12 protein-coding genes and 1 pseudogene are annotated in these 12,690 nt (G+C 61.7%); 5 read left to right on the top strand and 8 right to left on the bottom strand.

Annotated elements, in window-relative coordinates:
• Complete coding sequence (locus tag J2Y83_RS11810; protein ID WP_253395349.1) at positions 1-939, top strand: carbohydrate kinase family protein; 939 nt, start codon at positions 1-3, stop codon at positions 937-939.
• A gap of 83 nt (positions 940-1,022) precedes the next feature.
• On the opposite strand, the gene J2Y83_RS11805 is transcribed toward J2Y83_RS11810, so the two are convergent.
• A complete protein-coding gene (locus tag J2Y83_RS11805; RefSeq protein ID WP_247408013.1) occupies positions 1,023-1,292 on the bottom strand; it encodes a DUF1652 domain-containing protein in 270 nt (89 codons plus the stop codon).
• A gap of 264 nt (positions 1,293-1,556) precedes the next feature.
• Positions 1,557-2,558: pseudogene (gene ilvA / locus J2Y83_RS11800) on the bottom strand (threonine ammonia-lyase, biosynthetic); the annotation flags it as partial.
• Between the two features lie 272 nt (positions 2,559-2,830).
• On the opposite strand from ilvA, the gene J2Y83_RS11795 reads away from it, so the two are divergent.
• Complete coding sequence (locus tag J2Y83_RS11795; protein WP_247407098.1) at positions 2,831-3,031, top strand: ParD-like family protein; 201 nt, start codon at positions 2,831-2,833, stop codon at positions 3,029-3,031.
• On the top strand, positions 3,031-3,786 hold the full coding sequence (gene map / locus J2Y83_RS11790; RefSeq protein WP_253395345.1) for a type I methionyl aminopeptidase: 756 nt from the start codon (positions 3,031-3,033) through the stop codon (positions 3,784-3,786). The genes J2Y83_RS11795 and map overlap by 1 nt, the downstream gene beginning before the upstream one ends.
• A gap of 24 nt (positions 3,787-3,810) precedes the next feature.
• On the opposite strand, the gene J2Y83_RS11785 is transcribed toward map, so the two are convergent.
• Together J2Y83_RS11785 and J2Y83_RS11780 are read right to left on the bottom strand one after the other, a co-directional pair.
• Positions 3,811-4,749: a magnesium transporter CorA family protein gene (locus J2Y83_RS11785; protein ID WP_253395343.1), complete on the bottom strand. Its 939-nt coding sequence runs from the start codon at positions 4,747-4,749 to the stop codon at positions 3,811-3,813.
• Between the two features lie 6 nt (positions 4,750-4,755).
• A complete protein-coding gene (locus J2Y83_RS11780; protein ID WP_247407095.1) occupies positions 4,756-6,342 on the bottom strand; it encodes a RimK family protein in 1,587 nt (528 codons plus the stop codon).
• A gap of 94 nt (positions 6,343-6,436) precedes the next feature.
• Here J2Y83_RS11780 and J2Y83_RS11775 point away from each other — a divergent pair, with 94 nt between their 5' ends.
• Positions 6,437-7,537, top strand: coding sequence for a peptidase C39 family protein (locus J2Y83_RS11775; protein ID WP_253395341.1), 1,101 nt, complete (start codon positions 6,437-6,439; stop codon positions 7,535-7,537).
• A 43-nt stretch (positions 7,538-7,580) separates the two neighbouring features.
• On the opposite strand, the gene J2Y83_RS11770 is transcribed toward J2Y83_RS11775, so the two are convergent.
• The 4 genes from J2Y83_RS11770 to J2Y83_RS11755 form a co-directional block, all read right to left on the bottom strand.
• On the bottom strand, positions 7,581-8,366 hold the full coding sequence (locus tag J2Y83_RS11770) for a sulfite exporter TauE/SafE family protein (protein ID WP_017848418.1): 786 nt from the start codon (positions 8,364-8,366) through the stop codon (positions 7,581-7,583).
• A 91-nt stretch (positions 8,367-8,457) separates the two neighbouring features.
• Entirely contained in the window at positions 8,458-9,228 is a 771-nt protein-coding gene (locus tag J2Y83_RS11765) for a class I SAM-dependent methyltransferase (protein ID WP_253395339.1), read from the bottom strand.
• Positions 9,229-9,286: 58 nt separating this feature from the next.
• Complete coding sequence (locus tag J2Y83_RS11760) at positions 9,287-10,591, bottom strand: ATP-binding protein (RefSeq protein WP_253395337.1); 1,305 nt, start codon at positions 10,589-10,591, stop codon at positions 9,287-9,289.
• 3 nt (positions 10,592-10,594) lie between these two features.
• Positions 10,595-11,296 (bottom strand): response regulator transcription factor, encoded by a 702-nt coding sequence (locus J2Y83_RS11755; RefSeq protein WP_253395335.1) that lies wholly within the window; start codon positions 11,294-11,296, stop codon positions 10,595-10,597.
• Between the two features lie 224 nt (positions 11,297-11,520).
• Between J2Y83_RS11755 and J2Y83_RS11750 the strand changes: the two genes are divergently transcribed.
• A complete protein-coding gene (locus tag J2Y83_RS11750) occupies positions 11,521-12,678 on the top strand; it encodes an efflux RND transporter periplasmic adaptor subunit (protein WP_253395333.1) in 1,158 nt (385 codons plus the stop codon).
• Positions 12,679-12,690 lie beyond the last annotated feature (12 nt).

Here is a 12,690-nt window from a genome sequence, read left to right as displayed (position 1 = left end):
ATGTATCTGGTGTGTGGTGAAGCGCTGTTTGATTTTTTCAGTGAGGAAGATCCCAGCGGGCAGGCGTCCAAGGTCAATTACAAGGCGATTGCCGGTGGCTCACCGTTCAACGTCGCCGTCGGTTTACGCCGGCTCGGCATCGAGGCCGCGCTGTTTGGCGGCGTGTCCACCGACTTCCTCGGGCAGCGCCTGTTGCAGGTGCTCAGGGACGAAGGCGTCAACCCGCAGTTCCTGGTGGAATTCGCCGCGCCGACCACCCTGGCAATGGTCGCCGTGGGCGCCGATGGCTCGCCGCAATACAGCTTTCGCGGCGAAGGCTGCGCCGACCGCCAATTGACGCGCGCGCACCTGCCGACCCTGGGCGATGAGGTTCGCGGGCTGCATGTGGGTTCGTTTTCCCTGGTGGTGCAACCGATTGGCGACACCCTGCTGGCCCTGGTCCAGCGCGAAAGCGGCAAGCGCCTGATCAGCCTCGACCCCAACGTGCGGCTCAACCCGCAGCCGGATATCCAGCTGTGGCGCGACCGCGTGGCCGAACTGGTCAAGCATGCCGACCTGATCAAGGTCAGCGATGAAGACCTGCACCTGCTCTACCCCGACCAATCGCCGGAAAGCGTGCTTGAGGGCTGGTTGCAACACCGCTGCCAGTTGGTATTCCTCACCCGTGGCAGCAATGGCGCCAGCGTGTTCAGCCGCCAGCACGGCCACTGGTCGCAACCCGCGCTGAAGGTGGTGATGGCCGATACCGTGGGCGCCGGGGATACCTTCCAGGCCGCGCTGATTGCCTGGCTGACCGAGCAGCAGTTGGATTCGGTCGAAGGCCTGCAACACCTGACCCGCGCACAAATCGACGCGATGCTGGGCTTTGCAATTCGTGCCGCCGCGCTCACCTGCGGCAAGACCGGCCCGGACCTGCCGTATCGTCAACAACTGGAATGAACCCGCGATCACCGGCTGCAGCGGGCATAAACAACATTGGGCCTGGTATTGACCAGGCCCATCCATCGACGATACCAACAGCCTTAATAGAGGGCGCGCCCTGCTGCTTTTTGCAGCGCGGGCCCATGCGATTGCTTGAGGTCCTCGCGCAACCCGGTGATCAGGTTGCAAATGGCTCGACTGCTGTCGAGTCTGTCAGCGTTGATACCTTTGACTTCCAGATGCACGCGGTCACGATCAAGGTCGTCATACACCTTGATCGTCAGCGAGGCATCTTCAGCTTTGGTGCATTCACACCGTTTAGGCAGGAAACTTCCTTCAATGATACTGCGAAGTTCTAATTCCGAAAGCATGGTCAACCTCTCCTTTCCAGACTGCCAATCGATTGTTATAAGTCTTGCAGGCGCTCGCCTGCCGCGTCCTGCCAACCCTGGAAGACGCTTACAATCAATCAGCCTACTCGGCAAAATCCGTTCTCGTTGTAACTTTTCCTCATAAGCAATACACCGTCTTGTATAAATTGGACCCACCTCAATTCACTCGACGGCCATCATCGGCGAACAGCTCCGATTAAACGTTTAACCCTGGCCTTGGTATTAACCAGCACTGTGCGCTGCCGCTCTTTCAGCAACATGTCGCAAACTATCAAAGTTGATATTCGCCCCCGAGTTGATCGCCACCAGCGTCTGCCCGCGCACACGGTTTTGCGCGACATAGCTGCGAATGCCCGCCACGGCCAATGCGCCGGAAGGCTCGACGATGGAGCGCGTATCGTCGTAGATCAGCTTGATGGCACTGCACAGTTCGTCGTTGCTGACGGTGATGACGTCATCCACCCAATCCCGGCAGATTTCAAAGCCATAGGCGCCGATCTGCGCCACCGCCGTGCCATCGGCAAACCCGTCCACACAGGGCAGCACCACGCGCTCGCCGGCACGCAAGGCCGCTAACAGGCAACTGGAACCCTCGGGTTCGACGCCGACAATACGCACCTCGGGCCGCAGGTATTTGACGTAGGCGGCGATCCCGGCGATCAGGCCGCCGCCGCCCACCGGCACGAAGATCGCGTCCAGCGCGCCCGGTTGCTGGCGCAGGATTTCCATGCCCACCGTGCCCTGGCCGGCGATCACGTCCGGATCGTCGAACGGCGAGACAAAGGTGCAACCGGACGCTTCGGCCAGTTGCAACGCATGGGCCAGGGCAAACGGAAAGCTCTCACCGTGCAGCACCGCGTGCGCCCCTCGCGAGCGCACGCCGAGCACCTTCAACTCCGGCGTGCTGCGGGGCATGACGATCGTCGCCTTGATCCCCAACTCCCGCGCCGCCAGCGCCACGCCTTGCGCATGGTTGCCCGCCGACGCGGTGATCACGCCGCAGGCCTTCTGCTCGGCGCTAAGCTGCATCAGCTTGTTGTACGCGCCACGAATCTTGAAGGAAAAGGTCGGTTGCAGGTCCTCGCGCTTGAGCAGCACCTGGTTGTCGAGCAACAGCGACAGCGCCGGGGCGACTTGCAAGGGCGTGCGCACGGCCAAGTCGTAGACCGGCGCGGCAAGGATTTTTTTTACGTAGTGCTCAAGCAGTCCCGGGGCAGCGGTCTGTGGGACGGGGCAAGTGCGCATGGGTGTCTCCTGGCTTTGGTAAGGGCACCTGGAGACGGAAAAACAAAACCCGCCTCTAGGGCGGGTTTGGGTGCAGCCGAGCGCTATCCCGCCAAATGAGGAATGGCGGTAATAATGCTTGGCTGGCGATACAAGGTTTGAAATGTCATGTGACGAAATTACCCGGCGGCTGCCCGGCAAGTCAATGGCCAGGGGCCATTTAGCTGAGGGGGCTTTACGGGCGACATACGAAACGTATACGCTTCGTATATCAATCCAACACAGTGAAGCACATGGGCATCGTCAAGATCAGCGACCAATTACACGAACAACTGCGCCTGGCCAGTGCGGCCATGGACCGTTCCATCAACGCCCAGGCCGAGTTCTGGATCAAGATCGGCCTGCTCGCCGAACTCAATCCGCACCTGCCCTACAACGAGCTGATCAACAAGCTGTTGCTGGACAAACCCGACCTGATCCGGGGGCGCAGCTGATGATCAAAACCACCGCACAACTCGCCGTGATGCGCGAATCCGGGCGCCTGCTGGCCCAGGTGTTCAGCATGCTCGACGGCTTTGTTGCCGCCGGGCGCTCCACCCTGGAACTGGACAGCGCCGTCGAAGCCTTCATCCGCCACGAGTTGAAAGCCCGCCCGGCGAGCCTCGGGCAATACGACTACCCCTTCTCCATCAACACCTCGATCAACGAAGTGGTGTGCCACGGCATGCCCAGCGCCACGCAGATCCTCAAGGACGGCGACATCATCAATATCGACATCACCCTGGAGAAAGGCGGCTTTATCGCCGACTCCAGCAAGATGTACATGATCGGCGCCGTCTCGCCGAAGGCACGTCGCCTGGTGGAGATGACCTTCGAGGCCATGTGGGCCGGTATCCGCCAGGTCAAACCCGGCGCACGCCTGGGCGACGTCGGCCACGCGATCCAGAGCCACGCACAGGCCAATGGCTACAGTGTGGTGCGCGAATACTGCGGCCACGGCATCGGCCGGCAGATGCATGAAGAACCCCAGGTCCTGCACTTCGGCCGCCCCGGTACCGGGCTGGAGCTGCGCGAAGGCATGGTGTTTACCATCGAACCCATGCTGAACCAGGGCAGCGCCAAGGTGCGCAGCCTGAAGGACGGCTGGACGGTGGTGACCAAGGACAACAGCCTGTCGGCGCAGTGGGAACATACCGTGGCGGTGACGGCGAACGGGTTCGAGGTGCTCACCCTGCAACCCGCTTCCTGAGCCAGCGCCCACAGGCGTGGGGCTTCACATCACATTCGCGCCGCCTGCTATCCGCTTGAGCCCGAGCACCATCAACCCGGCGCCCAGGCCCATCGCTAACAGAAACAGCGGGTACGACACCCACCACGGCGTACCCGCCGTCATCATGCTGAACTCCGACATACCGCCGATGCTGGCGATCAGGTTGAGCGGCAGAAACACCACGTTGATCAACGTCAGCTTGCGCAACAGGTTGTTCATGCTGTTGTTCATCAGGTTGCCGCGCGCGTCGATCAGCCCGGAGAACACGTTGGAATAGATCTCGGCCTGTTTGTAGCACTGGTGGTTCTCGATGATCAGGTCGTCGATCAGGCCGAGAATCTCGGCGCTGAAATGCTCCTTCTCGCCGTGGTTGCGCAGCCGCGACAGCACGGCGCCGTTGCTGTGCAGCGCGTTGATGTAATAGATCAGGCTTTCGCTGAGGTTGAACATCTGCATCAGATGATGGTTGCTCATGGACGCGTTGAACTGCTGCTGCAGCTCCCGCGCGACCAGCTTGATCACCTTGAGGTGGCCGAGGTAGTGGTGAATATTGTTGAGCAGCAGATCGAGCAGCACATCCAGCGGCGTGTGCAACGGACGCCGGGCGCCGAGCCCGGACAGCGGGGTTTCATCGGTGGCGATCACCAACAGCCGGCCGGGTGAAAACAGCAGGCCGCAGGACGACACTTCAAACACCAGGGTGCCACCGCCGGAGTAGTTTTCCGGGCGCTTCCAGATCAGAAACAGGTTGTCGGGGTGAAATTCGATGCGTGAGACTTCGTCCGGGTCGAGCGCCGAGGCCAGGGCATGCTCGTCCAGTTTGTGGTGCTCAAGCAGCCAGTTGCGCTCGGCATGGTCAGGGTTGCTGAACAACATGATCGGGGCCTCGTCGCCTTCCCCGCTGCGCAACTTTCCATCGATCAATTCAAAGCGCTGGATCATCGCGACTCACCAGACCTGGCCCTGACGCTTCAACTCAAGGCGCCGGACGAACTCCTCTAGCACCAGGCCATACAAGTCGTCCTGCAAGTAGGCATCTTCGATACCGGCATCCAGGTTGGGATTGTCGTTGACCTCGATCACCACCACCTTGTCGCCCGATTGCTTGAGGTCCACGCCGTAGAGGCCGTCGCCAATCAGGTTGGCAGTCTTCACGGCCAACTCCACCACGGCCTTGGGGGCTTCGTGGACCGCCAGGGTGCGGCATTCGCCGTTGATGTCCTGGCCGATGGCCTTGTGGTTGTAGATCTGCCAATGGCCCTTGGACATGAAGTATTGACAGGCAAAGATCGGCTTGCGGTTGAGTACGCCAATGCGCCAGTCGTACTCGGTGTAGAAAAACTCCTGGGCCAGCAGCAGCACCGAATGCTCGAACAGTTCAGCGGTGGCCTTGAGCAAGGCCTCCTGGCTTTCGACCTTAATCACCCCGCGGGAGAAACAACCGTCGGGGATTTTCAGCACCAAGGGAAAGCCGAGGCGCTCGCCGACCCGTTCGAAGTCTTCCGGTCGCTCCTTGTAGAGAATCTCGGTGGCCGGCATGCCCAGTTGATGGCTGTTGAGCAGGTCGGTGAGGTAGACCTTGTTGGTACAGCGCAGGATCGATGCGGGGTCGTCCATCACCACCAGGCCCTCGCTTTCGGCTTTCTTGGCGAAGCGGTAGGTATGGTTGTCGACGCTGGTGGTCTCGCGGATCAACAAGGCGTCGTATTCGGCCAGACGTGCGTAGTCCTTGCGCTCGATCAGTTCCACATCGATGCCCAAACCTTTACCGACCCGCACGAAGTTTTCCAGGGCCTTGGCGTTGGAGGGCGGCAGTTGCTCCTGGGGGTCGTGAAGGATCGCCAGGTCATAGCGGGCCAATCGGCGCGAGCGCGGCTGACGCCAGATCTTGCGGCTGAAGTTGTCGAGGGCGTGGGCGAATTGATCTTCCTGGTCATCACGTAGTTTGTGTAATACGCCGGACTTGACCCCTTCGATATGCCAGCCGTTATTCTTTTTGAATTCAACTAACAAGATCGGACACGGGAACGCTTCAAACAATTGGCGCGCCAACTCCTGCAACGGATCAATATTGGTTCGACCAAAGTAAAGCGTCAGCGTAAAGCCTTCGGTATTGCTGTAAAGATGATGACTCAAGGCTTTATCGAGGGTTTTATCCAGGTCGTCCAGGGCCAGCCCATACAGTGACTTCTTGGTCAGTTCACTGATGGTGCGCACCGATGGAATCACCTTGTGCCCGCGTGCTTCGGCCAGTAGCGAACAGTAGTAACCGTGCCCCAGGTACTTGTAGCTGCGACACAGGTTGATCACCTGCACGCGCTTGCCGGTCTCGCTTTCGCGGGTTTGTTCGAGGTACTCCTGGGCCGTGACGATGTCTTCGCTGGGGAAGTAGGAGGCCCAGTCTTCCTTGCGTTCGACAATGATCACTACTTGACTTGCACCTCTGGGTGGAGCAGAAAAATAACCTTTGGAAGTTATTGTCGCCGCGACGCTTTGCTCGGATACTTCACGCCAATGACTTTGTACCGCAGACATAATATTTGATCCGCTTTAGAGAACTCGACCTTTTCTATTAAGCACGATCTTTTAGAGAAGTCCCGTTTCGTTACGTAACTTTTACGGCGGTCATATGGCTCTTTTCTTTCGCGTTGCAACCCCCTGCGATGTGCCGGCTTTGGTGGCACTGGAACAGCACTGTTTCACCACCGACAGGCTGTCGCCACGCAGTTTTCAATGGATGATCAGCCGCGCCCACGCCGAGTTGCTGGTGGCCGAACAGGACGGGCAATTGCTCGGGTATGCGCTGGTGTTGTTTCATCGCGGCACCTCCCTGGCGCGGCTGTACTCGATTGCCATCGCCGAACACGCGCGCGGCCTCGGCCTGGGCAAGCAGTTGTTGAGCCGCATCGAGGCCTGCGCGGTGGAGCACGACTGTGCGTACCTGCGCCTGGAAGTACGCACCGACAACCCCGGCGCCCTCGCCCTGTATGAGCGCAACGGCTACCGGCGCTTTGCGTTGATCAACGATTACTACGAAGACCACGCCCCCGCCCTGCGCCTGGAAAAACGCATCGTCCAGCACCAGGACGCGCGCGTGCAACGTGTGCCGTATTACCAGCAAACCACCGACTTCACCTGTGGCGCCGCCTGCCTGCTGATGGCCATGGGCGCGTTGCTGCCGGAACGCGTCGCCGCACGCCGCGAAGAACTGCAGATCTGGCGGGAAGCGACCACCGTGTTCATGACCGCCGGCCATGGCGGCTGCAGCCCCCAGGGGCTGGCGCTGGCCGCCTGGCGTCGGGGCTTTCGCGTGCGGATGCAGGTGAACGTGCGTGGGCCGTTGTTTCTCGACGGCGTGCGCGATCAGCATAAAAAGGACGTCATGCGTTTAGTGCATGACGCCTTCGAGGAAGAGTTGGCCGCCAGCACGGTCGAACAAGTACTCGGCGGCGCGCTGGATCTGCCCAGGGTACTGCGCGACGGCGGGCAGCCGCTGGTGCTGATCAGCAGCTATCGCCTGACCCGCTCCAAGTCGCCGCATTGGGTGATGGTCACCGACTGCGACGACGACTTCGTCTACCTGCACGACCCGGATGTGGACCACAGCCAGCACCGCCAGCCCCTGGACTGCCAGCACCTGCCGGTCAGCCACGCGGAGTTCGAGCGCATGTGCCGGTTCGGCAACAACAAACTGCGCGCGGCGGTGGTGCTGTTCAAGCCACCGGCTTGATGCTTGCAGTTCGCGCAGCCGCGGCAATATGCGACCGCGTACCTTAGAAAGCCAGTTTATAGCCGATGGTCATCAGCATGATCGCCAGGCACGGACGCAGCACGCCGTCCGGGACTTTGCCGGCCATGTGGCTGCCGATGTAGATCCCCGGCAGCGACCCCATCAGCAAAAAGCCCAGCAGGTGCCAGTCCATATTGCCCATGCCGGCGTGGCCCAGGCCCGCCACCAGCGTAAGGGGCACGGCGTGGGCGATCTCGGTGCCGACCAGGCGCCGCGTGGCGAGGAAGGGGTAAAGGATAAACAATGCGACGGTACCGAGGGCACCGGCGCCGATGGAGGTCAGTGCCACCATGGCGCCGAGGACCGCCCCCGTGACCACCGTCAGCGCGTTCAGGTTGCGCGGGTGCATGTGGTAATCATCGCCGGCATGGCGCTGGGCGAAGGCCAACAGGCGATGCTTGAACAGAATGGCCAGGGCGGTCAGCAGCAGCACCACACCTAAGGCCTGTTTGATCACGGCGTTCATTGCGCTGGGGTCGGTGTGCAGGCTGGCGAGGAACCACAGGGTCAGCAGCACGGCGGGCACGCTGCCCAGGGTGAGCCAGCCGGTGATCGTCCAGTCGATGTTCTTGTTCTTGCCATGCACCAGCACCCCACCGGACTTGGTGATCGCGGCGTACAACAAGTCGGTGCCCACGGCAGTGGCCGGGTTAATGCCGAACCACAGCAGGATCGGGGTCATCAATGAGCCCCCGCCGACACCGGTCATGCCGACGATAAAACCAACGATCAGGCCAGCAACTACGAAACCAACGTTACCCACATCCATTACAACTACCTGCGGCCATATAAAATTCTGGCCGCAGGATAGCGATTTTTCTTATAACCACTTATATCAATATGATCTGACTTTATGCCTTTTACGTCAGTCGGTGGCAAACGTAGGCCTGGGTCTGATAGGGAAAGGCCACTGTATCGTGGCCTTTCAGCGCCGGGTGAGTGGCGATCAGGTTGCGTAATTGCGCGGTGACCTCGGCTTTTTCAGCGGCGGGCAGTGCCGCGATAAAGCTGACGGAGAGGACGCGATCCATGATCACTTCCTGCGGACTGCCGACATGGTTGTAGGGAAAACACGTCATTTCGGGGGCGGAAAAATACTCGCCGGTGAACGCCTCGCGCCATTTACCGCTGTGAAAGCGCGGTGTATCGCCCTCGTAAGGCGTGATGATCGCGGTGATCGCCGCTACCCAGTCCACCGATTCATCCCGCACATTCCACACCAGGCCCAGACGCCCGTTAGGCTTGAGCACGCGGTGGATTTCCGCGAGCGCGGCCTGGGTGGAGAACCAGTGGAAGGACTGGGCGCAGACCAGCGCATCGGCGCAGGCGGACGCCAGGGGAATGGACTCGGCGGTGCCGTTGACCAGGCGTACATCCGGCAACAGCTTGGCCAACTGCGCAGCCATCGCCTGCACGGGCTCGATGGCAATCAGGCTCGGCGCCAGGGCGTTCAGCAGGCGCGTGAATTTGCCGGTGCCGGCGCCCAGGTCGATCACCGTCGACTGCGCGTCGATGCGCAGTACGTCAGCCAGCCAGCCCGTGAGTTGCCGTGGATAGTTCGGTCGGCCCTGGGCGTAAGTGACGGCCTGGGTCGAAAACCCCTGTTGCGCAGACGTGTGAACACCGGACATTGCCAATCTCTCCTCGGGTAAAGCGGGGGCACAGTGTGCGCCTTCCCACCCGGTTTTTCTAATCAGTCACACTGGGCAACCACACGCGAAACCGTGCGCCGCCGAGCGGTGAAGCCTGCGCGGTCAAGGTGCCGCCCTGGGCTTCGAGGGCACGTCGGCTGATCGCCAGGCCCAGGCCAAACCCGCCGGTGGAGCGGTCGCGGCTGCGGTCCAGGCGATAGAACGGCTCGAAGATGCGTTCGCGCTGCTCCAGCGGAATACCGATGCCATCATCGTCCACGCAGATTTCACAACCCTTGGGGCACACCTTGACCCCCACCTGGATGCGTTTGTCGCAGTAGCGCGTGGCATTGCGCAGCAGGTTTTGCAGGGCACGGGCGGTCAGGCGCGGGTCGAGGCTGAAGCGCTCGACGCTGCAGTCGAGCACCACGTCGATGACAATCTCGGGGTTCTCCAGCTCGTCATCGACGCTGCCCAGCACGCTGTCGATAAACTCATCGAGCACCACCTCGACCCGCTCCGGCAGTTGCGAAGGGTTTTGCAGACGGCTGTAGGACAGCAGTTCCAGCACCAGCTCATCCAGCTCACGGATATGCGCCACCAGGCTTTGCAGGCGCTCACGGCTGGCCTGGGGCAGGTCTTCGGACAGCGCCAGGGCCAGGCCGAAATCCAGGCGCGTCAGCGGGGTGCGCAGTTCGTGGGAGACTGCGTTGAGCAAGTCACGCTGCTGATTCAGCAGGTGTTCGATGTCGTCGGCCATGGTGTCGAACACCGTCGCCAGGCTACCGATGTTGGAACTCGGCGGAATGCGCGTGCGTTCGCAAAAATTACCCTTGCCCAACTGCGTGGCGGTGCTTTTCAGGCGCTCCAGGTCGCGCCAGTGCGGGCGCAGCCATACCAGCAGGCAGGCCAGCAGCGCGGCACCGATCAGTACGTTCATCGACCAGTACAGCAGGTTCATGTCCAACGGGTCCGGCGGGATCGTCAGCTTGACCGCGAACTGCGGGTTGATCGGCGCACTGACCTCGGCCATCCACCCCCACTCGCCCAGACGGATCACCGGCTTGCCTTGGGCCAGCAGTTGCTCTTCTTCGGGGGTGTAACGGGCGTCCTGGTGCAGCAGCAGTTCGACCTTGAGCGGCGCGAAGTCGCGGCCCAGTTGCTCGGTGACCTGGGACCAGCGCTCCACCGGCGCCCGCTGGTATTGCTTGACGATGAGAGTCTGCAGGCCGCGGGACTGTTCGATGTTGTAGTCCACATAGCGGTGCTCGAACACCTGGATCACCAGCGTGGGAATCAGGTAGATCGCCGCACTGTAGGTGACGATTGTGATCAGATAGAGACGCAGCAGCACACGAAACATGGTTCAGCATTCCCACTCGGATCGGCTGAACAGATAGCCTTTGCCCCACACCGTCTTGATCTTGCGCGCCTCGCCGGCGTGGTCGTCGAACTTGCGGCGCAGTTTGGAGATAGCCACGTCCACCGAGCGGTCGGTGCCGTTGAACTCGATGCCGCGCAGGCGTTGCAGGATCTGGTCGCGGCTGAGCACTTCACCGGCATGCCGCGCCAGCACCACCAGCAGGTTGTATTCGCCGCTGGACAACTCCACCGCCTGCTCGCGCCAGGTCACGGTGCGTTCCGACAGGTCGATGCACAGGTTGCCGATGACGATCTGGTCGTTGGCCACCTGCGGTTCGGACAAGCTGCTGCGGCGCAACAGCGTGCGTACCCGGGCCAGCAGCACGCGGGGCTCGCAGGGTTTGGTGACGTAATCGTCGGCGCCCATTTCCAGGCCCAGCACCTGGTCGTGGCTGTCGTCGCGGGCAGTCAGCATCAGGATCGGCAGGCCCGCCGAGTCGGCACGCAGCAAGCGGCACACCTGCAGGCCGTCGAGGCCGGGCAGCATCAGGTCGAGGATCACCAGATCCGGCGGGTTGAGGCGCGCGCGTTCGCGGACATGGTCGCCCCGGCTGAGCACGCTGACGTGATAGCCATTGCGCTCCAGGTAGCTGGCAATCAGCTCGGAGAGTGCGGCGTCGTCTTCGACCAGGAGGATGTTGGGCATGGTGTTTCCAAATAATGCGGTTATGGGTCTTACACAAATCCCCTGTGGCAGGGAGCAAGCCCCTGCCCCATTTGATCTTCAGTGTTTGCAAGGTCGTGCAAGGATATACGCCCGCAGCCGAACATGGGCCGCGCCTTACATTTCTTCACAGACGACCTACACAGCTTCACAGCACCACGGCGCAGGTGCCATTAGGATGCGCCAGTCAATATTGGGATAAGAGCATGTCGAAGAATCTGTTTGCGCCGTTTTGCCTGCTGGCCCTGACACTCGCCCTGAGTGCGTGTGACCAGTCGTCCGCCGAGGCGCCGGAAATGCCCCTGGCCAACGTGCGCATCGAAACCCTTGCGGCCAAACCCCTGTCTATCAGCAGCGAACTCAGCGGGCGCATCGCCGCGCCGCGCATTGCCGAAGTGCGGGCGCGGGTCGCCGGCGTGGTGATGCAGCAGGTGTTCAAGGAAGGCCGTGACGTGAAACAGGGCGACGTGCTGTTTCGCATTGACCCGGCGCCGTTCAAGGCCGATCTGGACAGCGCTCAGGCCAACCTGAGCAAGGCCGAGGCCAATGCGTTCCAGGCGCGCCTGCAAGAACAGCGCTACAGCCAGTTGGTCGAAGGCAACGCCATCAGCGGCCAGGACTACGACAACGCCCGCGCCGCCCTGCGCCAGACCAACGCCGAGGTCGCCGCGAACAAGGCCGCCGTCGAACGGGCCAGATTGAACCTGGGCTACGCCACCGTCACCGCGCCGATTTCCGGGCGCATCGGGCGTGCGCTGGTGACCGAAGGCGCGCTGGTCGGCCAGAACGAGGCCACGCCGCTGGCGATCATCCAGCAACTGGACCCGATCCACGCCGACCTGACCCAGTCCACCCGTGAACTGAACGACCTGCGCCGCGCCTTCCGCGCCGGTAGCTTGAAGCAGGTCGGCCAGGACCAGGCCAAGGCCACGCTGATCCAAGACGACGGCAGCCTGTATCCGCTGCCGGGCAAATTGCTCTTCGCCGAGATCAGCGTCGACCCCGGCACCGGGCAAATCATCCTGCGCAGCGAGTTCCCCAACCCGGACCTCGACCTGCTGCCCGGCAGTTTTGTGCGCGTGCGCCTGGAACAGGCGGTCGACAAACAAGGTATCAGCGTGCCGCAACGCGCGATCACCCGTGACAGCGCCGGCATCCCGATGGTGCTGTTGTTGGACGCCGAACAGGTGGTGAGCCTGCAACCGGTAGAGCTGGGCGCGGTGATCGATGATCGCTGGGTCGTCAGCAGCGGCCTCAAGGCCGGTGACCGTATCGTCGTCGAGGGCGTGCAACACGCACGTCCCGGTGAAAAAGTCCTGGTGGATGACAGCCCGACGCCGCCCGCCCAGGCTTCCGGCCAATAAGGATCATTGACA

This window comes from Pseudomonas marginalis (assembly GCF_024169655.1).
GTDB lineage: Bacteria > Pseudomonadota > Gammaproteobacteria > Pseudomonadales > Pseudomonadaceae > Aquipseudomonas > Aquipseudomonas paraveronii.
Note: the sequence above shows the minus strand (reverse complement) of the source record. Positions and strands in the feature narration are given on the sequence as shown.

Bases quoted from the DNA above. Each gene is read 5' to 3' on its own strand.
- J2Y83_RS11810 (WP_253395349.1), top strand. From the start codon at position 1: ATGTATCTGGTGTGTGGTGAAGCGCTGTTTGATTTTTTCAGTGAGGAA.
- J2Y83_RS11805 (WP_247408013.1), bottom strand. From the start codon at position 1,292: ATGCTTTCGGAATTAGAACTTCGCAGTATCATTGAAGGAAGTTTCCTG.
- J2Y83_RS11795 (WP_247407098.1), top strand. From the start codon at position 2,831: ATGGGCATCGTCAAGATCAGCGACCAATTACACGAACAACTGCGCCTG.
- map (WP_253395345.1), top strand. From the start codon at position 3,031: ATGATCAAAACCACCGCACAACTCGCCGTGATGCGCGAATCCGGGCGC.
- J2Y83_RS11785 (WP_253395343.1), bottom strand. From the start codon at position 4,749: ATGATCCAGCGCTTTGAATTGATCGATGGAAAGTTGCGCAGCGGGGAA.
- J2Y83_RS11780 (WP_247407095.1), bottom strand. From the start codon at position 6,342: ATGTCTGCGGTACAAAGTCATTGGCGTGAAGTATCCGAGCAAAGCGTC.
- J2Y83_RS11775 (WP_253395341.1), top strand. From the start codon at position 6,437: ATGGCTCTTTTCTTTCGCGTTGCAACCCCCTGCGATGTGCCGGCTTTG.
- J2Y83_RS11770 (WP_017848418.1), bottom strand. From the start codon at position 8,366: ATGGATGTGGGTAACGTTGGTTTCGTAGTTGCTGGCCTGATCGTTGGT.
- J2Y83_RS11765 (WP_253395339.1), bottom strand. From the start codon at position 9,228: ATGTCCGGTGTTCACACGTCTGCGCAACAGGGGTTTTCGACCCAGGCC.
- J2Y83_RS11760 (WP_253395337.1), bottom strand. From the start codon at position 10,591: ATGTTTCGTGTGCTGCTGCGTCTCTATCTGATCACAATCGTCACCTAC.
- J2Y83_RS11755 (WP_253395335.1), bottom strand. From the start codon at position 11,296: ATGCCCAACATCCTCCTGGTCGAAGACGACGCCGCACTCTCCGAGCTG.
- J2Y83_RS11750 (WP_253395333.1), top strand. From the start codon at position 11,521: ATGTCGAAGAATCTGTTTGCGCCGTTTTGCCTGCTGGCCCTGACACTC.